We start from the raw sequence: 20,065 nt of genomic DNA, 5'->3' as shown, positions 1-20,065 counted from the left end.
CCGCCTGACGCGCTGGGCGCGGTCCTCAGCGGTCGCCGGCTCCACCCAGCTCGCCCCAGTAGGCACGGAGCACCTCGTCGGCCCCGTCGACCGCCTGGCGCCGACCGGTCCGGATGTCCTGCTCCACCTGCGCCACCCCGGCCCGGACCGCCGGCGACTCACGGAAGCGACCCCAGACCTCGGCCCGCAGGAGCGCCCACATCCACTGCACCTGCTGGTCGCTGCGCCGCCGCTGCAGGCCGCCGGGGACGCCGTGCTCCACCTGCTCGCGGTGGTCGAGGACGGCCCGCCACACCTCGTCGAGGCCGTCCATGGTCAGGGCGCTGCAGGTGAGCACGGGTACCCGGCGCTCGCCCTCCCCGCCTCTCAGCAGGCGCATCGCGATCGCCAGCTCACGCGCCGTGCCCCGTGCCTCCGCGGCGTGCGGGCCGTCGGCCTTGTTGACCGCGATGACGTCGGCGATCTCGAGGATGCCGCGCTTGATGCCCTGCAGCTGGTCGCCGGCGCGCGCCAGGGTCAGCAGCAGGAAGGTGTCGACCATCTCCGCCACCGCCACCTCCGACTGCCCGACGCCGACGGTCTCGACGACGACGACGTCGAACCCGGCCGCCTCCACGACGATCATCGACTCCCGCGTGGCCCGGGCGACGCCGCCGAGGTGCAGACCGGTCGGCGAGGGCCGGACGAAGGCGTCGGGGGAGGCGGACAGCTCGCCCATGCGGGTGCGGTCGCCGAGGATCGACCCGCCGGACCGGGCCGAGGAGGGGTCGACGGCCAGCACCGCGACCCGGTGCCCCTCGTCGATGAGCCGCAGCCCGAGGGCGTTGATGAAGGTCGACTTGCCCGCACCCGGCACGCCGGAGATGCCGAGGCGCACCGAGGGCGAGGCAGGGGTCACGACGGCATCCTCCTGCGGGTACGCCGTGCCGTGGGCGTCACCGTCCTGCGGCTCCGCCCCGTCGGCACCGTCCTGCGGGTATGCCGTGCCGTGGGCGGCACCGTCCTGCGGCTCCGCCGTCTCGCCGGTCGGTGGCGCGAGCCGGCGCAGCAGGTCGCGGGCGGCGGCGCGGTGGTCCGGGTGGGTCGACTCGACGAGGGTGATGGCCCGCGCCAGGTGCGCGCGCGATCCGGAGGTGACGCCCTGGGCCAGGTCGTCGACGTCGACCGGCCTAGGCACCCGGGCGACCCCCCTGCGCGTCGTGGCCCAGGCGCCGACCCAGCTGCTCCACGAGCTCGGCGGCGGCGACGGGGATGACCGTGCCCGGGGGGTAGATCGCGTCGGCACCCAGCTCCTGCAGCTGCGCCATGTCCCCCTCCGGGATGACGCCACCGACGACGATCATCAGGTCCGGACGGCCCAGCTCGTCGAGCTCCCGGCGCAGGGCCGGCACGAGGTAGAGGTGGCCGGCCGCCAACGAGGACACCCCCACGACGTGCACGTCGCCCTCGACCGCCTGCCGCGCGGCCTCGGCCGGCGTCTGGAAGAGCGGGCCCACGTCGACGTCGAAGCCCAGGTCGGCGAAGGCGGTGGCGATGACCTTCTGCCCGCGGTCGTGCCCGTCCTGGCCCATCTTGGCCACGAGGATGCGCGGCCGCCGTCCCTCGGCCGCCTCGAACTCCTCCACCAGCGCCAGCGTCCGCTGCAGCGATCCCGTCCCGGTCGATCCCATGGCTTCCTTCGCGTAGACACCGCTGATGGTCCGCACCTGCGCCGTGTAGCGCCCGAAGACCTCCTCCATCGCGTCCGAGATCTCCCCGACGGTGGCGTGCGCGCGGGCCGCGTCGATGGCCAGGGCGAGCAGGTTCTGCGAGAGGTCGGCCGGGTCCGGCTCGCTGCCCGACTCCGTCGCGGCCCGTGCGCCCGCGGTGAGCGCCGCCAGCGCGGCCCGGCAGGCGTCCTCGTCCCGCTCGGCGCGCAGCTGCTCCAGCTTGGCCAGCTGGTCGCGCCGGACCTGCGCGTTGTCGATCTTGAGCACGTCGGCCAGCTCGTCCTCCGGCTGCAGCAGGGGGTAGCGGTTGACCCCGACGAGCGGCTGGGTGCCGCCGTCGATGCGCGCCTGCGTGCGCGCCGCCGCCTCCTCGACCCGCATCTTGGGGATGCCCGCCTCGATGGCCGACGCCATACCCCCGGCCTCCTCGACCTCCTCGATGTGCGCCCACGCGGCGCGCGCGAGGTCGTGGGTGAGCCGCTCGACGTAGGCGCTGCCGCCCCACGGGTCGATGACCCGGGTCGTGCCGGACTCCTGCTGCAGGAAGAGCTGGGTGTTGCGGGCGATGCGCGCGCTGAAGTCGGTCGGCAGCGCGATCGCCTCGTCCAGGGCGTTGGTGTGCAGGGACTGGGTATGCCCCTGGGTCGCGGCCATGGCCTCGATGCAGGTGCGGGTCACGTTGTTGTAGACGTCCTGCGCCGTCAGCGACCAGCCGGAGGTCTGGCTGTGGGTGCGCAGCGACAGCGACTTCGGGTCGTGCGCGCCGGAGCGCTGCACGAGCCGGGCCCAGAGCAGCCGGGCGGCCCGCAGCTTGGCGACCTCCATCGCGAAGTTCATGCCGATGCCCCAGAAGAAGGACAGCCGCGGCGCGAAGGCGTCGACGTCGAGACCGGCGGCCTGGCCGGCGCGGAGGTACTCCACGCCGTCCGCCAGCGTGTAGGCGAGCTCCAGGTCGGCCGTGGCCCCGGCCTCCTGGATGTGGTAGCCGGAGATGGAGATCGAGTTGAAGCGCGGCATCCGCGCGCTGGTGAAGGCGAAGATGTCGGAGATGATCCGCATCGAGGGCCCCGGCGGGTAGATGTAGGTGTTGCGGACCATGAACTCCTTGAGGATGTCGTTCTGGATCGTCCCCGAGAGCTGCTCCGGCGCCACCCCCTGCTCCTCCGCGGCGACGACGTAGAGGGCCAGGACCGGCAGGACGGCGCCGTTCATCGTCATGGACACGGACATCTGGTCCAGCGGGATGCCGTCGAAGAGCTGGCGCATGTCGAGGATGGAGTCGATGGCCACCCCCGCCATGCCGACGTCGCCCTCGACCCGCGGGTGGTCGGAGTCGTAGCCGCGGTGGGTGGCCAGGTCGAAGGCGACCGAGAGCCCCTTCTGCCCGGCCGCGAGGTTGCGGCGGTAGAACGCGTTGGACGCCTGCGCGGTCGAGAAGCCGGCGTACTGCCGGATCGTCCACGGCTGGTTGACGTACATCGTCGGGTAGGGGCCGCGCAGGAACGGCGGCAGCCCCGGCCAGGTGTGCAGGAAGTCCAGCGGCGCCAGGTCCTCCTGCCCGTAGACCGGGGCGACCTCGATGTGCTCCGGGGTGTGCCACGGCTCGGGCAGGTCCGGGTATGCCGTGCCGCCCGCGGCGGGGGCGGCGTCGGACGCGTCGGTGGCGGGGTCGGACGGGTCGGGAGCGACCCTCCGCGGCGGGCGGTCGGGGTGGGGGGACAGCGGCACCTGGCTGAAGTCGGGGATCGTCACCGGGCCACCTCCAGGGTGTCGAGCAGGTCGTCGAGGAAGGCGACCACGTCCATGCCGGCCCGCACCGTGCCGTCGACGAGGGACGCGTCGGGGTCGCCCAGCTCGCGCTCGGAGCCGGCGAGCAGCACCCGGCGGGCGCCGGCCCCGCGCAGGGCGCGGGCCACGGCGGGGCCGTGCTCGGCGTAGCGGTCCGCGGAGGAGGTGAGGATCGCCACCGGGCCGCCGAGCTCGCGCAGCGCGGTCGTGAACGCCTGCGGGTCGGTGCCCTCGACGAGGACCCCACGGATCCCGGCGGACGCGAGCAGGCTGGCGGTGAAGGTCTCGCGGGGCCCGAAGTCGCGCCGGGCGCCGATGCCGACCAGCAGCACCTGCGGTGGGGCGCCGTGCTCCCGCGCGTGCGCCGAGGACCGGTCGCGCAGCGCCTCGAAGACCGCGGCGTCGCGCACCCGGGGCAGCCCGCCCGTGACCGGCGCCGGTCGCGGCACCCGCACCAGGGGCGTCTCGTCGGTCGAGGGGAAGGTGCTCACCCCGGTGAGGGGGGCGGTGCGGTCGGCGACCCGACCGGCCCGCTCCTCGCGGCTGGCGGCGAGCACGTCCTGCACCAGCGACGAGCGGTCCAGCGCCCGCACCAGACCCCCCTCGGCCTCGACCCGCTGCACGAGCGCCCAGGCCCGGGCCGCGAGGTCGTCGGTGAGGGACTCGACGTAGCCCGATCCCCCGGCGGGGTCGGTGACCCGCCCGATGCCGGCCTCCTCGGCCAGCACGACCTGGGTGTTGCGGGCGACCCGCCGGGAGAAGGCGTCGGGGTAGCCGTGGACGTGGTCGAAGGGCAGCACCGTGACCGCCTCGGCACCCCCGACCGCCGCGGCGAAGGTCGAGGTCGTCGCGCGCAGCATGTTGACCCAGGGGTCGTCGCGGGTGAGCATCCGCCACGAGGTGACGGCGTGCTGGCGGGCCCCCCGCCGCGCGGCCGGCACCCCGCACTCCTGCAGGACCCGCGCCCAGAGCACCCGCAGCGCCCGCAGCCGGGCGATGGTGAGGAACTGGTCGGCGCCCGCGGACACCCGGAAGTCCACCTGGTCGGCGGCCTGCTCCGGCCCGATGCCGACGGCCTCGAGGACCCGCAGGTGGGCGATGCCGGCCGCCACGGCGAGCGCCAGCTCGTCGACGTCGGAGCCGCCCGCGTCGTGGTAGACGCAGGCGTCCACCGTGACGGCGCGCACCCCGGGGTGGTCGGTCAGGACGCGGTGGGTGAGCTCGCCGACCCCCGCGACGTCGACGGGGGTGCCGGTCAGCGCGGCGTGCGCCACCGGGTCGAGACCCAGGGTGCTGCCGGGGGCCAGCGGCTCACCGCGCTCGACGGAGACCGCGAGCAGCGCGCGGGCCGCGGTGCCCTGGTCGTCCTCGCTCGAGACGGCGACGGGCGCGAGGCCCAGCTCGACGCCGGAGAGGAGCCGACCGAGGTCGGCGGGCGCGACCGCGCCGTGCCCGACCCGCACCCACAGCGAGGTGACGCCGCGCTCGAGGTCGGTGAGCACCGCCTCCGCGCCGGCCGCGGTGTCCGGGTCGTCGTGGAGGGCGCGCACGTCCCAGGCGCCGTCGGCGCGCACGCCGGTGCCCCGGCGGAAGGGGGCGACACCGGGCTCCCCGAGGTCGCCCTCGGCCGGAGGATAGAGCGGCTCGATCGTCAGGCCGTCCACGGTGCGGGTGCGCAGCGCGTCGAGGCACTGCTCGAGGGAGAGCTGCCGGTCGGCGGGGCGTCGCCGGTTGAGCACCCGGACGACCTGCTCCTCCCACTGCTCGCGGGTGGCGCCGGGGAAGGACGAGGCCAGCGCGAGCACCTCGGGCAGCGCGTCCACGACGTCCTCGGCCGGCGGGATGGTCTCCTCCATCGGTGACGCTCTTCCTCGAGTGACGGACACGGCCCCTGGATCGTAACGCCGCCCTGGACCCCTCCACCCCCGGGCCGACTATCGTGGAGGGACCGAAGGAGGCCTGATGACACTCTCCCCCCACGGCTCGAGCGCCGTGGCCACCGGTTCGCTGCGCAAGGGCGTCCCCGTCATGCTCCTCGGCGGGATCCTCGCCTGGGTGGCCGGACAGTCCTGGAGCGTGCAGCGCGGGTCCGGCGAGGTCTTCCAGGTCCTCATGGCCTACGGCAACCTCGCCGTCATGGCGGTCGCGGCCCAGCTCATCGCCGGGCCCCGGGGCCGCGGCTGGATGATGGCCACGGCCGGGGCGGTCGGGATGACGGTGCCGTGGTTCTTCGGCCTCGCCGTCGCGCAGCAGGGTCAGGGGGTGCTCGTGCCGACGCTCGTCGTGGCCGTCACGAGCTGGGCGATGACGTATGCCGTGGCGACGCTCACGCGGCGCACCCTCGGCAACCGGCACACCTGACGCGGCCGTCCACCGGCCGGCCGGGTGCCACCTCGCCCCCGGGGTCCTGGTCGCTCACGCCCGCGTGGTGAGCCACTCCCGCGCCACGTCGACCAGCCGGTCGTTGGCCTCGGTCTCGCCGATGGAGCAGCGCACCCCGTCGCCGGCGAAGGGCCGCACCATGAGCCCGCGCGCCTGCGCCGCCTGAGCGAAGGCCACCGCGTCGTCGCCGAGCGGCAGCCAGCAGAAGTTGCCCTGCGCCTGGGGGACGTCCCAGCCCTGGTCGCGCAGCGCGGCGACCACCCGCTCGCGCTCGGCGACGAGCTCCTCCACCCGCGCGAGCAGCTCGTCGCGCGCCGCCAGGCTCGCGATCGCCGCCTGCTGCGCCAGGTCGGTCACGCCGAAGGGGGTCGCCGCCTTGCGCAGCGCGGTCGCGATCTCGGGGTGCGCCACGGCATACCCCACCCGCAGCCCGGCCAGCCCGTAGGCCTTGGAGAAGGTCCGCAGCACCACGACGTTGGGGCGGTCGCGGGCGACCGCGAGCGCGTCCGGGACCGACTCCTCGGTGGTGAACTCGAGGTAGGCCTCGTCGATGACGACGAGCACGTCGTCGGGCACGCGGTCGAGGAAGGCCTCCAGCTCGTCGGCGCGCACCGCCGGGCCCGTGGGGTTGTTGGGGGTGCACACGAGGACGAGCCGGGTCCGGTCGGTGATGGCGTCGGCCATCGCGTCCAGGTCGTGCCGGGCGTGCTCGTCCAGCGGGACCTGCACCGAGGCCGCGCCGGAGAGCGCCACGACGATCGGGTAGGCCTCGAAGCTGCGCCACGCGTAGACGACCTCGTCGCCGGGGTCGCAGGTGATCGCGACGAGCTGGGTGAGGACGGCGACGCTGCCGGTCCCGGTGGCGACCTGCTCCGCGGGCACGCCGAGGTCCGCCGCCAGCGCCTCGGTGAGCGACACCACCCCCATGTCGGGGTAGCGGTTGACGCTCTGCGCGGCCCGCGAGATCGCGTCGAGGACCGAGGGCAGCGGCGGGTGCGGGTTCTCGTTGGAGGAGATCTTGTAGGCGGTGACCCCCTCGACCGGCGCCGGCGGCTTCCCGGGGACGTAGGCGGGCACGCCGCTCAGGGCGGCCCGCAGACGGACGGGGCTCGGCTGGTCGGTCATGAGGTCAGCGTAACGACGCCGCTGCGTGGGATCATGGGGGTATGAAGCTCCTCGCCTCCGTCGTCGCCAACGGCGTCGCCCTCTGGGTCGCCTCCGCCATCGTCTCGGGTATCGAGTTCGGCGGCCGGGGACTGTCCCAGCTGCTCACCATCCTCGGTGTCGCGCTCGTCTTCGGCCTCGTCAACGCGGTCGTCCGGCCCCTGGTCCAGCTGCTCTCGCTGCCGCTCATCGTGCTCACCCTCGGGCTCTTCCTCATCATCGTCAACGCGCTCATGCTGCTCCTGACGTCCTGGCTCTCCGGCGTCCTGGGGCTCAGCTTCACCGTCGACGACCTCTTCTGGAGCGCGATCCTCGGGTCGATCATCATCTCGATCGTCTCGCTCTTCGTCGGCATGCTGCTCCCCGACGGGCGCGAGCGGGCCTGAGCGCGCAGGGCGACGGGGTGCGCCGGGTGCACCACCCCCGGTGCTGCGGCGTGCCCCGAGGTCAGGTTGACGTCTGCGGTAACGTTCCGGCCAGGTCAACGGCAGAAGGAGTTTTTGGGTGAGCGACGACGAGGTCGCGCCGGAGGGCGCCACCCCCACCGGCCACGAGCCGCCCGAGCGGGACATCACCGACGGCGGTCCGGACATGATCCAGTTCCTCGCCGCCGACGGCACCCGGCTGGAGGTGACGCCGCAGACCGAGCCCTACGCCTCCTACCTCGAGGACCTCGACGAGGACGACCTGCGCGGTCTGCTGCGCGACCTCATCCTGGTCCGTCGCGTCGACGCCGAGGGCTTCGCGCTGCAGCGCCAGGGCGAGCTGGGCCTGTGGCCCAGCCTGCTCGGCCAGGAGGCCGCCCAGGTCGGCGCCGGACGGGCGATGCGGCCGCAGGACTACGCCTTCCCGGGCTACCGCGAGCACGGCGTGGCCTGGTGCAAGGGGGTGCCGCCGGAGAACCTGCTCGGCATGTTCCGCGGCGTGAACCACGGCGGCTGGGACTCCAACGACAACAACTTCCACCTCTACACCATCGTCATCGGCAACCAGATGCTGCACGCGGTCGGCTACGCCATGGGCGTCGACCGGGACGGCGCGGTCGGCACCGGCGACCCCGAGCGCGACACCGCGGTCATGGCCTTCACCGGTGACGGCGGCACCGCGCAGGGCGACTTCAACGAGTCGCTCGTCTTCGCCGCGGTCACCGGCGCCCCGGTCGTGTTCTACGTCCAGAACAACCACTGGGCCATCTCCGAGCCCAACGACCGGCAGTTCACCACCCCGCCCTACCGCCGGGCCGACGGCTTCGGCTTCCCCGGGATCCGGGTCGACGGCAACGACGTGCTGGCCAGCTACGCGGTGAGCCGCTACGCGCTCGACCGCGCCCGCAGCGGCCAGGGCCCCACGCTCATCGAGGCGTTCACCTACCGGATGGGCGCCCACACCACCTCCGACGACCCGACGAAGTACCGCATCTCCGCCGAGGTCGACGCGTGGAAGGCGAAGGACCCGATCGACCGGATGACGGCATACCTCCGGGGGACCGGCGCCGTCGACGACGCCTGGGTCGAGCGGACCCAGGAGGAGGCCGACGAGCTCGCCACGCGGATCCGCCGGGCCTGCCAGACGATGCCCGACCCGCCGCACGAGGAGATGTTCGCGCACGTCTACGCCGAGCCGCACCGGCTCGTCGAGCGCGAGGCGCGGGCCTTCGCCGACTACCAGGCCGACTTCGAGGACTGAGGGGCACCGATGAGCACGCAGAGCACGGCGACCCGCATGACCATCGCCAAGGCGCTCAACGCCGGTATGCGCGCGGCGATGGAGCGCGACCCCAAGGTCGTCCTCATGGGCGAGGACGTCGGCAAGCTGGGCGGGGTCTTCCGCATCACCGAGGGCCTGCAGAAGGACTTCGGGGAGGACCGAGTCGTCGACACCCCCCTCGCCGAGTCCGGGATCATGGGCGCCGCGGTCGGGATGGCGCTGCGCGGCTACCGCCCGGTCGTCGAGATCCAGTTCGACGGGTTCGTCTACCCCGCCTTCGACCAGATCGTCAGCCAGGTCGCCAAGATGCACAACCGCAGCCTGGGCGCGCTCAAGGTGCCGATGGTCATCCGCATCCCCTACGGCGGCGGCATCGGCGCGGTCGAGCACCACAGCGAGTCCAACGAGAGCTACTTCGCGCACACGGCCGGGCTGCGGGTGGTCACCTGCTCCGGCACCGAGGACGCCTACTGGATGATGCAGCAGGCGATCGCCAGCGACGACCCGGTGGTGTTCTACGAGCCCAAGCGCCGCTACCACGAGCGCGGGGTGCTCGACCTGGGCGAGGGCGGCGGTGGCAGCTCGCTCGAGGACGCGCCGCACGCGCTCGAGGACGCCGTCGTCCGGGTGGAGGGCAGCGACGTCACCGTGCTCACCTACGGCCCGATGGTCAAGGTCGCGCACGCCGCGGCCCAGGCCGCCGAGCTCGAGGACGGCCCCTCCATCGAGGTCGTCGACCTGCGGTCGCTGTCGCCCCTGGACGTCGACGTCATCGAGGAGTCGGTGCGCAAGACCGGCCGGTGCATCGCGCTGTCCGAGGCGCAGACCTTCGCCAGCATCACCTCCGAGCTCGCGGCGCACGTGCAGGAGCACTGCTTCTACCACCTCGAGGCCCCGGTCCTGCGGGTCGGCGGCTACAACATCCCCTACCCGCCGAGCCGGCACGAGGAGGTCTTCCTCCCCGACCTCGACCGCGTCCTGCACGCCGTCGAGACCGTGCTCGCATACTGACGACACCAGCCCAGCTCAGCCCAGACCAGCCCAGGAGGCGGCCCTCGTGCCCGAGTTCAAGCTCCCCGACCCCGGCGAAGGCCTCGTCGAGGCGACGATCATCCAGTGGAAGGTCGCCGAGGGCGACACCGTGAGGACCAACGACATCGTGGTCGAGGTGGAGACCGCGAAGTCCCTGGTGGAGCTGCCCATCCCGTGGGCGGGCACGGTCACCAGGATCCTGGCCGCCGAGGGCGAGGAGGTCGAGGTCGGGACCCCGATCGTCGTCGTGGACGACGGCAGCGGCGAGGCCCCGGCGGCGGGCGGGGGCGCCGGCACGGACGTCGCGGACGTCACCGACGAGGCGGCCGCGGCGTCGGACGACCTGGTCCCCAGCCCGCCCGAGGGCGGCGGCAGCACCGGCAGCACCCGCGAGGCGATGCTCGTCGGCTACGGCGCGATCGAGGGCTCCACCACCCGCCGCAAGCGTCGCCGGGGGGCCTCCGGCGCCGAGGCCGAGGCGGCCGCGGCGACCCCGCAGCGCAAGGCCAAGGCCTCGCCGCCGGTCCGCAAGTACGCCAAGGACCGCGGGGTGGACATCAACGAGGTGGACGCCGCCGGCCCGACCGGCATCGTGCGGCGCTCCGACATCGACGCCTTCCTCGACGGCGCGACGACCGCACCCGAGGCCGCGGGCGGCGCCCCGGCCCCCTCACCCGCCGCCGCGGGCGGTGCGCCGTCCGCCGCGCCCGACGTCGCGCGCGGTCCTGCCGCACCGGCATACCAGCGGCCGGTGCTCGACCGCGCCGGCGCGCGGGAGGAGCGCATCGACGTCAAGGGCGTGCGCAAGATGACGGCGCAGGCGATGGTGGGCTCGGCCTTCACCGCGCCGCACGTCACCGAGTTCGTCACCGTCGACGTCACCCGGACGATGGAGCTCATCGACCGGCTCAAGGCGGACCGCGCCTTCCGTGACCTGCGCATCAACCCGCTGCTCGTCCTCGCCAAGGCGATGACCGTCGCGGTCCGTCGCAACCCGGGCATGAACGCCGTCTGGGACGAGGACGCCCAGCAGATCGTGCAGCGCAACTACGTCAACCTCGGCATCGCCGCCGCGACGCCCCGCGGCCTGGTCGTCCCCAACATCAAGGACGCCGACCTGCTGGACCTGCGGCAGCTCGCCGAGGCGATGACCGACCTGGTCGCGACCGCCAAGGCGGGGCGCACCCAGCCGGCCGACATGTCCGGCGGCACCATCACCATCACCAACGTCGGCGTCTTCGGCATCGACACCGGCACGCCGATCATCAACCCGGGGGAGTCCGCGATCGTCTGCTTCGGCGCCGTGCGGCGGATGCCGTGGGTCGTCGGCGAGGGCGAGCAGGAGCGGATCGAGCCGCGCTGGGTCACCCAGCTCGCGGTGAGCTTCGACCACCGGCTCATCGACGGCGAGCTGGGCTCGATGTTCCTCGCCGACCTGGCCGCGCTGCTCGAGGACCCGGCCCGGGCGCTCGCCTGGGCCTGAGTCAGTCGTCGTCGCTGCTGCTGCGGGCCTCGACGACCACGAGCACGGCGACCACCGCGGCGCCGAGCAGCGCGAGGAGGACCGGGCCCAGCACCGGGGCGTAGGGCGCGACGAGGGCACCCGGCCCGTGGTCCTCGCCGCCCGCCGACTCCTGCCAGGGCCACAGCGCCCGCAGCGACCCGACCATGAGGCCGGCCATGACGATGAGCGTGGCGCGGCGGTGCTGGGACAGCAGCCAGCTGAGCAGCTGCACGAAGGACGCCAGGCCGGTGGCCGCGCCCAGCGCGAAGACGCCGATGTAGAGCAGGTCGCCGGAGTCCACCGCGTCGAGGGTGGTGGTGTAGAGGCCGACGGCCAGCAGGAAGAAGGACCCGGAGACCCCGGGGACGACCAGCGCGCAGATGGCCACGGCCGCGGCGCCGAAGACGACGAGGAGCGGCGGGTCGGCGACCGCCTGGCCGCCGGCGAAGCCGATGAGCGTCCAGGCCAGCACGGCCGCGCCGACGGCGAGCAGGACCTCCACCCACACGGGGCGGCGGCGCTCGGTCAGCATCCGCAGCGGCACCACCACGCTCGTCGCCACCATCCCGAGGAAGAGCCCGCGGGCGTGCTCGGGGGCCTCGGTGACGAAGCGGCTCATCACCCCGGCCATCGTCAGGACGGCCAGCGCCATGCCCACGAGCACGGGGACGAGGAGCCACCAGTCGGTGCGGCGCAGCTCGGTGAGGGCCCCCTGGACCCGCCCGCGCTCGTCGCCGACGACGAGGGCCTTGGCCGCGGACACGACGTGGGAGGCGCTGCCGATGAGCTGCTCGTAGAGCCCGGTCACGAGGGCGACGGTGCCGCCGGAGACGCCGGGGATGAGCTCGGCCATGCCGATGAGGAAGCCGCGCAGGAGGTCCAGCGGGAGCAGCTTCCGGCTACGGGCGACGTGCTGCGACGGGGCGCGGGAGGTGTCGGTCACAGTCGTCCAGCCTACGTGAGCCGTGGGAGGACGACCGGCTCCGAGCCCGGCGGCCGCGCGAGGAGGTGACGGCGGGCGGCATACCATCGGCCCATGCCACGGCCCCGCCTCAAGGACCGCATCTTCACCGCGCTGACCACCCTCGCCGCGGTGGTGGTGCTCGTCGTCGGGCTGTCCCGCGGCAACACCCGGGTGGCGCTGCTGGGGGCCGGCTTCTTCCTCGGGTATGCCGTGCTGCAGTCGGTGAGCCGGCGCCTGGAGCCGGCCGCGCGGCTCATGACCGGCAGCGAGGCCGACCGGTCGGAGGCGCTGGCGCAGTTCCGCGCCACCCGGCTCGCGGCGCAGGGCGGGCTCGGCATCGCGCTCGTCGGGGTCGTCCTCGACATCACCATCGGGTGGGCGCCCGGGCTGTGGGTGGCGGGGACGGTGCTGGCGGTGCTCGCGCTCTTCGTCGGCGGCCTGTGGTGGTTCAGCCGCGGGGCCCGTCGGCGCTGAGCCTCAGCGCGCGAGCGTCAGGGCGTCGAGCACCGCCCGGGCCAGCTCCTCGTCGCCCTGCACGTGGTAGGCCGTGTCGTCGGTGCCGGACCGTCCGGCCGTGCGGCGGGCGAGGGCGTGGGTGGACATCGAGATGGTGGTCGTGGCCTCCTCGCCGGCATCCGTGACCGGCACGTCCTCGCCCTCCTCCGCGGAGTGGCCGGTGAAGAGCTCGTGCGCGACCGGCTCGCCGTCCTCGTCGACGTCGATCCGCACCCCGGCCCGCCCGGTCACCGGGCCGGTGCTCTCCAGGATGACGACGGTGCCCGGCTCCGGCTGGACCCGGCGCAGCACCACCTCGGGGAGCGCCTCGAGGACCGTGGCGGTCCACGTCGCCGCGCCGTCGCCGTCCAGCGACCCGGGCCGCCCGAGGGCCTGCCGGATGTCCTGCTCGTGGGTCCAGACGTCGCACAGACGCAGCCGGACGAGCCGCTGGAAGGTTGTCTCCTTGCCGCGGATGGAGCGGACGGTGGAGTCCAGGGCGAGGTCGTGGGCATACAGGTCCGCGCTGCGGATCTCGACCAGCCCGCGCAGCTCGGCCAGCAGCTGGTCCGGCGTGAGCCCGGCGCGCGAGCGGATCCCCTGCTCCATCCACACCCCCGCCTCGTTGCGGACGTGCTCGGGGGAGCCGACCTCGATCGTCTCCTCGACCGCGGGGTGCTCGGACCCGGAGAGGTAGTCCTCGATGTGCACGGTGTGGGCCACGTGGTCGCGGACCGTCCAGCCGGGGCAGTCGGTCGGCAGGTCCCACTCGGCCTCGCGCAGCCCGTCGCAGGTGTTGACCATCGAGAGCAGCACCTGGCGGTACGCCTCGACGTAGCCGGGCACGTCGGCGGGCGGGGAGGGATGAACGACCATCCCGCCACCCTAACGACCCCCGGTCGGCCGTGCCGGGTGTCGGTGACGCTCCGTAGCATGGGGGTATGTCGTTGCGCACCCCCTCGTCACCGGTCGCCCGGGCGGTGGACGACGCGCGCATCCCCCCGACCCTGCGCTGGACCGTGCCGGTGACGACCGTGCTCACCGCGCTCGTCGTGGCGGTCCCCGCCGCCGCGCTGAGCGGTGCCGTCGCCCCGCTGCTGCTGGGCGACGCCGGCCCGGTCGTGCGCTGGGGCATGGTCCTGCTGAAGGTCGTCCACCACCTGGCCGCCGCGCTGACCATCGGGCTGCTCGTCGCCGCGGCCTTCCTGGTCCGCGAGGGTCGCGGGACCGACCGACGGGGGGCGGCCGCCCGGGTGGCGGCCCTGTCCGCGCTGCTCTGGGCGGTCTCGTCGGCGGCCATCCTCGTCGTCGGGTTCGGTGACCTGGCCGGCATACCGCTCGGTGCCCCCGGCTACCTGTCCGACCTGCTGGCCAACCTCTGGGGGCTGGAGGCCATGCGCCTGCGGCTCATCGAGACGGTCCTGGTCGCCCTGCTCGTGCCGCTCGCCGCCTCGGCGCGGACGCGGGGGGCGCTGGCCTGGGCCTCGGTGCTGGCGCTCGTGGCGCTGCTGCCGTTGGCCTACGGCGGGCACGCCAGCGGCAGCGACGGCCACGAGACGGCCGTCACCGCCCTGGCGCTGCACCTCGTGGGCATGTGCGTCTGGGTGGGCGGGCTCATGGCGCTGGGCCTGCTGCTGCCCCTGCTCGGCCCCGCGCTGCCCGACACCCTGCGCCGCTACTCGCTGCTCGCGACCTGGTGCTACGCCGCCATCGCGCTCTCCGGGCTGCTCTTCGCCCTGCTCACCGTCGACGACCTCGCGGACCTGTCCAGCGCCTACTGGGTGCTCATCTGGGCCAAGGTGCTGCTGCTCGGGGTGCTGGGCGTCTTCGGGGGGCTCCAGCGCCGGGTCGTCATCGGTCGGGGGGCCGACCGCCCGTGGCTGTTCGGTGCGCTGGCCGCCGGCGAGCTGGCCGTCATGGGTGCGGCGGTGGCGCTCGGCACGGTCCTCTCGCGCACGCCGCCGCCCGTGGTGGAGTCCTCCGCCGACGTGGACACGGCCGTCTTCGCGCTCACCGGCTACCCCATGCCGCCGCCCTACAGCTCGGCCCGGCTGCTCGACACGTGGCAGGTCAACTGGCTCTTCCTGCTCGTGGCGTTCGTGGCCGTCGGGCTCTACGCCGCCGGCTGCGTCAAGCTCTGGCGCCGCGGCGACCGCTGGCCCTGGTGGCGGCTGCTCGTGTGGGTCCTGGGCTGGGCGCTGTTCGTCTACGTCACCAGCGGGGCCCCCGCGGTCTACGGCCGGGTGATGTTCTCGCAGCACATGATGATGCACATGGCGCTCATGATGGGCGTGCCCCTCCTGCTCGTGCCCGCGCAGGCGATCACCCTGGCCTACCGCACGCTGCCGGCGCGCCGCGACAAGACCCTCGGCCCCCGCGAGGTCCTGCTCGCCGTCGTCCACTCCCGCTGGGCCGGGTTCGTGGCCAACCCGCTGGTCGCCGGGGTGGTCTTCTTCGGCAGCCTCATCGTCTTCTACTGGACCGGGCTGCTGGAGCTCGCCATGACGACCCACGTGGGGCACGTGCTCATGGTCGTCCACTTCTCGCTGTCCGGCTTCGCCTTCGTGTGGTCGCTCGTCGGCCAGGACCCGGGGCCGGAGAAGTGGCCGGCGCCCCTGCGCATCCTCGTGCTGCTCGGCACCCTGGCGGCGCACGCCTTCTTCGGGCTCGCGCTCATGCAGGGCAGCTGGCTGCTCGCGCCGGCGTTCTACAAGGCGATCGAGGTGCCGTGGGTCCCTGACCTCCTGGCCGACCAGCAGGTGGGCGGGGCCATCGCCTGGGGGGTCGGCGAGCTGCCGACGGTGGTGCTCGTGCTCATGGTCATGGTGGACTGGATGCACCGCGACGAGCGGGAGAGCGTGCGCTCGGACCGCCGGGCCGACCGCGACGACGACGCCGAGCTCGCCGCCTACAACGCCCACCTGCAGAGCCTGGCGCAGAGGAGCCGACGATGAAGGTCGCGATCATCCAGCTGGGGTATGCCGACGGCAGCGGGGAGAGCGTCGAGGCGCGGGCGCAGCGGGCGGCCGCGCTGGTGCGACGCGCCGGGGCCGGTCACGACCTCGTGCTGCTGCCGGAGCTGTGGAGCGCCGGCGGCTTCGCGTCCAAGGAGTGGGAAAAGCGCAGCCAGGACCTCTCCGGGCTGGCGGAGGGCCACCTGCCCCCGGCCCTGGTGCCCGTCGCGGAGGCGACGAAGGAGATCGGGGCGGTGGTGCATACCGGCTCCCACGTCGAGCGGACCGCCGAGCCGGGGGAGGAGGGCCGGCACCTGTGGAACACCTCCGTCGTGCTCGACACGCGGGGCTCGGTGTGCGCGACCTACCGCAAGATCCACCGGTTCGGCTTCGGGGGTGGCGAGCCGAGGCTCATGGAGGCCGGCACCGAGATCGTCGTGACCGAGCTGCCGGCACCCGCGGACGGCGTGCACATCGGCCTGTCCACCTGCTACGACCTGCGCTTCCCCGAGCTCTACCGGCTGCAGCTCGACCGGGGGGCCGGGCTCTTCCTCATCCCCTCGGCCTGGCCCATGGCGCGGGTCGAGCACTGGCGGCTGCTGCTGCGCGCGCGCGCGGTCGAGAACCAGTGCTTCGTCGTCGCCGGCAACACCGCGGGCACCCACGCCGGGGTCGAGATGGGCGGCCGCAGCGCCGTCGTCGACCCGTCGGGGACGGTGCTGGCCGAGGCGGGCGCCGGCGAGGAGACGATGTCGGTCGAGATCGACCTGGAGGAGGTGGCGCGGGTGCGCGAGGGGTTCCCGGTGCTCTCGGACCGGCGGCTGTGAGGGCGGACGGCTAGGCTGGCCCCAGCCAACCGAAAGGATCTCTCATGGGCATCGGTCTCGGAATTTTCCTGCTCGTCGTGGGCGCCGTCCTCACCTTCGCGATCGACACGGTGGTGCAGGGGGTCAACCTCACGATGGTCGGCTACATCCTCATGGCAGCCGGCGTGCTCTCGCTGCTGCTGGGCCTGGTGATGAACACGCAGCGCACCAACACGACGCACCGTGAGGTCGTCGACCGCCGGACCGACGCCGACGTGCGTCACCGCGACCAGTACTGAACGCCGCCGACGCCTTCGCCCGGGCCCGTTCCCGGGTGCACTCCGGGCTCCCCGCCCCGGTCGCGAGGGTCGTCCCCGAGACCGCGGTCGGCTTCGCGGCCATCAGCACGACGACGTACGCGATCGACCTCACCCTGCTCGCGGTCCTCTTCGACGTCCTGCGGTGGCCCTACCCGGTAGCCGTGACGACGGGCTACGTCGTCGCCTTCGGGCTGGCCTTCGTCCTCAACCGGTGGCTCAACTTCCAGAGCCACGGCCCGGTCGGTCGGCAGACCGGGCGCTACGTCGTCACGGTGCTCGCCAACTACCTGCTCTTCATCCTGGCGCTGTCGACCACGTTGGAGTGGGTCGGCGTCCAGTACCTCGCCGCCCGTCTCGTCGCCGGCGCCTGCGAGGCGGTGTTCATGTACCTCATGATGCGCACCTTCGTCTTCCGCCTCAAGCGCTACACCTGACCCCTCCTCCCCCCTCCGCCGCACCGGACGCGTGCTCGGGCCGCACCGGACGCGTGGTCGGGCCGCACCGGACGCGCGGTCGTGCCCCCGCGCGGCTACAGGTCGCGTCGCATGACGAGCCGGGGCAGCCGGCTGGCGGTCGCCTCCGTCCGGCCCACCACCTCGAAGCCGACCTTCTCGAACATCGCCCGCGTCCCGACGAAGGCCATCGTCGTGTCCATCCTGCCGCTCGGGTCGACCGGGTAGGCCTCCACCGACGGCGCGCCGTGAGCGGCGGCATACGAGACGGCTCCCTCGAGCAGCCGCGAGGTGTGACCCCGTCTCCGGTGCCCACCGCGCACGACGACGCACACGATGCTCCACACGGGGACGTCGTCGACCGGTCGGATCCTGCGGGAGTGCACGAGCACCGGGATGTCGGCGCGCGGGCCGATGTTGCACCACGCCACCGGTATGCCGTCGGCGTAGCCCACCACCCCGGGAGGCAGGTCCCGCTCGCACAGGGCGCGCATCGCGCGTTCGCGGTCCCCACCCCCGAGCTCGTCGACCTCGGTGCTGCGGAGCCGGTGCGGCACGCACCAGCAGTGCGTCGCGCGGCGGTTCGGGTTGACGACGTCGGCGAAGTCCTCGAAGCGGTCCGGCGTGACCGGCTGCACCTGGAACGTCATCGGGTCAGTCTGGCACCGGGAGGGGCGGGTATGGCGTCCGCGCACCCCGCGCGCGTCCGGTGTGGTCGGGCGACGCGTCCGGTGTGGTCGGGCGACGCGTTCGGTGTGGTCGGGCGACGCGTCCGGTGTGGTCGGACGACGCGTCCGGTGCGGGAGGGCGGGTCAGAAGGCGGCGTCGGGCAGGCCCATGACGGCGGCGACGTGGTCGGCGTCGGCGGAGGTGACCGTGCGGCGGTCGGCGCCCAGGCGCGGGAGCACCTCGGTCGCGAAGAACCGCGCGGCGACGACCTTGCCCTGCAGGTAGGCCCGCGCGTCCTCGTCCGCTGCGCGCAGCCCGCTCTCCCCGGTCTCCCCGGTCTCCAGCAGCCGCTGGGCGACCTCCGCCTGGCGCAGCAGCAGCCACCCGATGAGCAGGTCGCCGGCCGCGAGGAGCAACCGGGTGGTCCCCAGACCGACGGCGTAGACCGCGCTCGGCTCCTCCCGCGACTCGGCGGCCCGCTCCGTCATGAACTGCACCATCGCGTCGACCTCGCCGAGCGCCCGCAGCACCGCGCCGCGGACCTCGCCGAGCCCGTCGTCCGCCTGCGCCGAGGCGGTCTGCCGGACCTGGGCGGCGACGTACCCCAGCGCCTGCCCGCGGTCGCGCAGGATCTTGCGGAAGAAGAAGTCCATGCCCTGGATCGCGGTGGTGCCCTCGTAGAGGCTGTCGATCTTGCTGTCGCGCAGGTACTGCTCGATGGGGTAGTCCTGCAGGAAGCCGGACCCGCCGAGGGTCTGCAACGACTCGGTCCCGAGCAGCATGAAGGCCCGCTCGGACCCGCAGCCCTTGACCAGCGGCAGCAGCAGGTCGTTGACCCGCGCCGCCATCGCCACCTCGTCGGCGCCGTCCAGCGCGTCGTCCTGCGCGAGGTCCTGCCGGGCGTGCACCTGGTCCTGGAAGGTCGCGGTCCACAGCATGAGCGCGCGCAGCCCCTCGGCGTAGGACTTCTGCAGCAGCAGCGAGCGCCGCACGTCCGGGTGCGCGGTGATCCTCACCCGCGGCGCGGTCTTGTCGGCCATCTGGGTGAGGTCGGCGCCCTGCACCCGCTCGCGGGCATACCCCAGCGCCGACTGGTAGCCGGCCGACAGCGTCGCGATCGCCTTGGTCCCGACGAGCATGCGGGCGTACTCGATGACCCGGAACATCTGCGCGATCCCGTCGTGCACCTCGCCGAGCAGCCAGCCGACGGCGGGGCGCGACTCGTCCTCGCCCAGCGCGACCTCGCAGGTCGTCGAGACCTTGAGCCCCATCTTGTGCTCGATCGCCGTGACCTGGACGCCGTTGCGCTCGCCGAGCTCCCCGGTCTCCAGGTCGGTGACGTGCCGGTCGGGCACGACGAAGAGCGACAGCCCCTTGGTCCCGGGACCGGCCCCCTCGGGCCGCGCGAGCACGAAGTGGAGGACGTTGTCGTAGAACGGCGCGATGCCGCTGGTGATGAAGCGCTTGGTGCCGGTGAGGTGCCAGCTGCCGTCGCCCGCCTTGACCGCCTTCGTCCGCCCCGCCCCGACGTCCGAGCCGGCCTCGGGCTCGGTGAGCATCATCGTCGCGCCCCACGCGTGGTCGACCATGAGCCGGGCGAGCTGCTGCTGCTCGGGGGTGCCGAGGCGGTGCAGCACGTTGGCGAAGGTGTAGCCGGCCGCGAACATCTTCACCGCCGGGTTCGCGCCGAGGACGAGCTCGGACATCGCCCACGTCAGGCTCGGGGGCGCGGGCGTGCCGCCCAGACCCTCCTCGATCTCCAGCCGCCACCACTCGTTCTCCACCCAGGCCTGGTAGGACGCCACGAAGCTCTCGGGCATGCTCACCTCGCCGGTGGCCGGGTCGAGGACCGGCGGGGTGCGGTCGGACTCGGTGAAGGAGGCGGCGAGCGGTCCCTCGGCGAGGTCGGCGACCGCGCGCAGCGCCTCGCGGGCCACCTCGACGTCGACCTCGGCGTAGGGGGCGCGGCCGAGGACCTCCTGGCGCCCCAGCACGTCGAGGAGGGTGAACTCGATGTCACGGATGTTGCTGCGGTAGTGGCCCACGGTGGCCTCCTGAGGTATGCGGTACCAGCGGTACACGGATCTTGGGGCCAGTCTATACCGGCCGGTAACCCCGT

18 protein-coding genes are annotated in these 20,065 nt (G+C 73.7%); 10 read left to right on the top strand and 8 right to left on the bottom strand.

Annotated features, from left to right (window positions below; translation table 11 throughout):
• Nucleotides 1–25: 25 nt before the first annotated feature.
• From meaB to FHD63_RS13520, 3 genes are read right to left on the bottom strand one after another with little or no spacing between them, the layout of a single operon-like run.
• Nucleotides 26–1,177 carry a methylmalonyl Co-A mutase-associated GTPase MeaB gene (meaB, locus tag FHD63_RS13530; RefSeq protein WP_238705673.1) on the bottom strand — a complete coding sequence of 384 codons (1,152 nt, stop codon included), beginning with the start codon at nucleotides 1,175–1,177 and terminating at the stop codon, nucleotides 26–28.
• The gene (gene scpA / locus FHD63_RS13525; RefSeq protein WP_139722477.1) at nucleotides 1,170–3,461 is read right to left on the bottom strand and encodes a methylmalonyl-CoA mutase; all 2,292 of its coding nucleotides are present in this window, start codon (nucleotides 3,459–3,461) and stop codon (nucleotides 1,170–1,172) included. The genes meaB and scpA overlap by 8 nt, the downstream gene beginning before the upstream one ends.
• On the bottom strand, nucleotides 3,458–5,353 hold the full coding sequence (locus FHD63_RS13520; protein ID WP_139722476.1) for a methylmalonyl-CoA mutase family protein: 1,896 nt from the start codon (nucleotides 5,351–5,353) through the stop codon (nucleotides 3,458–3,460). Before FHD63_RS13520 ends, scpA begins: the two co-directional genes overlap by 4 nt.
• 106 nt (nucleotides 5,354–5,459) lie before the next feature.
• On the opposite strand from FHD63_RS13520, the gene FHD63_RS13515 reads away from it, so the two are divergent.
• On the top strand, nucleotides 5,460–5,858 hold the full coding sequence (locus FHD63_RS13515; RefSeq protein ID WP_139722475.1) for a hypothetical protein: 399 nt from the start codon (nucleotides 5,460–5,462) through the stop codon (nucleotides 5,856–5,858).
• A gap of 54 nt (nucleotides 5,859–5,912) precedes the next feature.
• On the opposite strand, the gene hisC is transcribed toward FHD63_RS13515, so the two are convergent.
• Entirely contained in the window at nucleotides 5,913–7,004 is a 1,092-nt protein-coding gene (gene hisC / locus FHD63_RS13510) for a histidinol-phosphate transaminase (RefSeq protein ID WP_139722474.1), read from the bottom strand.
• A gap of 41 nt (nucleotides 7,005–7,045) precedes the next feature.
• On the opposite strand from hisC, the gene FHD63_RS13505 reads away from it, so the two are divergent.
• The 4 genes from FHD63_RS13505 (at nucleotide 7,046) to FHD63_RS13490 (ending at nucleotide 11,265) form a co-directional block, all read left to right on the top strand.
• Entirely contained in the window at nucleotides 7,046–7,429 is a 384-nt protein-coding gene (locus FHD63_RS13505) for a phage holin family protein (RefSeq protein ID WP_139722473.1), read from the top strand.
• Nucleotides 7,430–7,547: 118 nt separating this feature from the next.
• Complete coding sequence (gene pdhA, locus FHD63_RS13500) at nucleotides 7,548–8,729, top strand: pyruvate dehydrogenase (acetyl-transferring) E1 component subunit alpha (RefSeq protein WP_174964948.1); 1,182 nt, start codon at nucleotides 7,548–7,550, stop codon at nucleotides 8,727–8,729.
• A 9-nt stretch (nucleotides 8,730–8,738) separates the two neighbouring features.
• On the top strand, nucleotides 8,739–9,761 hold the full coding sequence (locus FHD63_RS13495) for an alpha-ketoacid dehydrogenase subunit beta (protein WP_139722472.1): 1,023 nt from the start codon (nucleotides 8,739–8,741) through the stop codon (nucleotides 9,759–9,761).
• A 46-nt stretch (nucleotides 9,762–9,807) separates the two neighbouring features.
• Nucleotides 9,808–11,265 (top strand): dihydrolipoamide acetyltransferase family protein, encoded by a 1,458-nt coding sequence (locus FHD63_RS13490; RefSeq protein WP_139722471.1) that lies wholly within the window; start codon nucleotides 9,808–9,810, stop codon nucleotides 11,263–11,265.
• Nucleotide 11,266: 1 nt separating this feature from the next.
• Here FHD63_RS13490 and FHD63_RS13485 read toward each other — a convergent pair whose 3' ends face one another.
• Nucleotides 11,267–12,229, bottom strand: coding sequence for a DUF368 domain-containing protein (locus FHD63_RS13485; RefSeq protein WP_139722470.1), 963 nt, complete (start codon nucleotides 12,227–12,229; stop codon nucleotides 11,267–11,269).
• 93 nt (nucleotides 12,230–12,322) lie between these two features.
• On the opposite strand from FHD63_RS13485, the gene FHD63_RS13480 reads away from it, so the two are divergent.
• Nucleotides 12,323–12,724 carry a hypothetical protein gene (locus FHD63_RS13480; protein ID WP_139722469.1) on the top strand — a complete coding sequence of 134 codons (402 nt, stop codon included), beginning with the start codon at nucleotides 12,323–12,325 and terminating at the stop codon, nucleotides 12,722–12,724.
• Nucleotides 12,725–12,727: 3 nt separating this feature from the next.
• Here the strand turns inward: FHD63_RS13480 and FHD63_RS13475 are convergent, their stop codons facing one another.
• Nucleotides 12,728–13,621 (bottom strand): maleylpyruvate isomerase family mycothiol-dependent enzyme, encoded by an 894-nt coding sequence (locus FHD63_RS13475; RefSeq protein ID WP_139722468.1) that lies wholly within the window; start codon nucleotides 13,619–13,621, stop codon nucleotides 12,728–12,730.
• Between the two features lie 65 nt (nucleotides 13,622–13,686).
• Between FHD63_RS13475 and FHD63_RS13470 the strand changes: the two genes are divergently transcribed.
• The 4 genes from FHD63_RS13470 to FHD63_RS13455 are packed head-to-tail and all read left to right on the top strand — an operon-like array spanning nucleotide 13,687 to nucleotide 17,259.
• Complete coding sequence (locus FHD63_RS13470) at nucleotides 13,687–15,699, top strand: bifunctional copper resistance protein CopD/cytochrome c oxidase assembly protein (RefSeq protein WP_238705672.1); 2,013 nt, start codon at nucleotides 13,687–13,689, stop codon at nucleotides 15,697–15,699.
• Nucleotides 15,696–16,526 (top strand): carbon-nitrogen family hydrolase, encoded by an 831-nt coding sequence (locus tag FHD63_RS13465; RefSeq protein WP_139722467.1) that lies wholly within the window; start codon nucleotides 15,696–15,698, stop codon nucleotides 16,524–16,526. Before FHD63_RS13470 ends, FHD63_RS13465 begins: the two co-directional genes overlap by 4 nt.
• Nucleotides 16,527–16,570: 44 nt before the next feature.
• Complete coding sequence (locus tag FHD63_RS13460; protein WP_139722466.1) at nucleotides 16,571–16,804, top strand: DUF6458 family protein; 234 nt, start codon at nucleotides 16,571–16,573, stop codon at nucleotides 16,802–16,804.
• 35 nt (nucleotides 16,805–16,839) lie between these two features.
• Nucleotides 16,840–17,259: a GtrA family protein gene (locus FHD63_RS13455; RefSeq protein ID WP_139722465.1), complete on the top strand. Its 420-nt coding sequence runs from the start codon at nucleotides 16,840–16,842 to the stop codon at nucleotides 17,257–17,259.
• 95 nt (nucleotides 17,260–17,354) lie between these two features.
• Here the strand turns inward: FHD63_RS13455 and FHD63_RS13450 are convergent, their stop codons facing one another.
• On the bottom strand, nucleotides 17,355–17,927 hold the full coding sequence (locus FHD63_RS13450) for a GNAT family N-acetyltransferase (protein WP_139722464.1): 573 nt from the start codon (nucleotides 17,925–17,927) through the stop codon (nucleotides 17,355–17,357).
• Between the two features lie 162 nt (nucleotides 17,928–18,089).
• Nucleotides 18,090–19,991: an acyl-CoA dehydrogenase gene (locus FHD63_RS13445; protein WP_139723150.1), complete on the bottom strand. Its 1,902-nt coding sequence runs from the start codon at nucleotides 19,989–19,991 to the stop codon at nucleotides 18,090–18,092.
• Nucleotides 19,992–20,065 lie beyond the last annotated feature (74 nt).

Origin of the sequence: Serinicoccus chungangensis, assembly GCF_006337125.1 — a bacterium.
GTDB lineage: Bacteria > Actinomycetota > Actinomycetes > Actinomycetales > Dermatophilaceae > Ornithinicoccus > Ornithinicoccus chungangensis.
Note: the sequence above shows the minus strand (reverse complement) of the source record. Positions and strands in the feature narration are given on the sequence as shown.

Coding starts and splice junctions, on each gene's coding strand:
- FHD63_RS13515 (WP_139722475.1), top strand. CDS start 5,460: ATGACACTCTCCCCCCACGGCTCGAGCGCCGTGGCCACCGGTTCGCTG.
- FHD63_RS13465 (WP_139722467.1), top strand. CDS start 15,696: ATGAAGGTCGCGATCATCCAGCTGGGGTATGCCGACGGCAGCGGGGAG.
- FHD63_RS13475 (WP_139722468.1), bottom strand. CDS start 13,621: ATGGTCGTTCATCCCTCCCCGCCCGCCGACGTGCCCGGCTACGTCGAG.
- hisC (WP_139722474.1), bottom strand. CDS start 7,004: ATGACCGACCAGCCGAGCCCCGTCCGTCTGCGGGCCGCCCTGAGCGGC.
- FHD63_RS13460 (WP_139722466.1), top strand. CDS start 16,571: ATGGGCATCGGTCTCGGAATTTTCCTGCTCGTCGTGGGCGCCGTCCTC.
- FHD63_RS13520 (WP_139722476.1), bottom strand. CDS start 5,353: ATGGAGGAGACCATCCCGCCGGCCGAGGACGTCGTGGACGCGCTGCCC.
- FHD63_RS13505 (WP_139722473.1), top strand. CDS start 7,046: ATGAAGCTCCTCGCCTCCGTCGTCGCCAACGGCGTCGCCCTCTGGGTC.
- FHD63_RS13495 (WP_139722472.1), top strand. CDS start 8,739: ATGAGCACGCAGAGCACGGCGACCCGCATGACCATCGCCAAGGCGCTC.
- FHD63_RS13480 (WP_139722469.1), top strand. CDS start 12,323: ATGCCACGGCCCCGCCTCAAGGACCGCATCTTCACCGCGCTGACCACC.
- FHD63_RS13470 (WP_238705672.1), top strand. CDS start 13,687: ATGTCGTTGCGCACCCCCTCGTCACCGGTCGCCCGGGCGGTGGACGAC.
- FHD63_RS13450 (WP_139722464.1), bottom strand. CDS start 17,927: ATGACGTTCCAGGTGCAGCCGGTCACGCCGGACCGCTTCGAGGACTTC.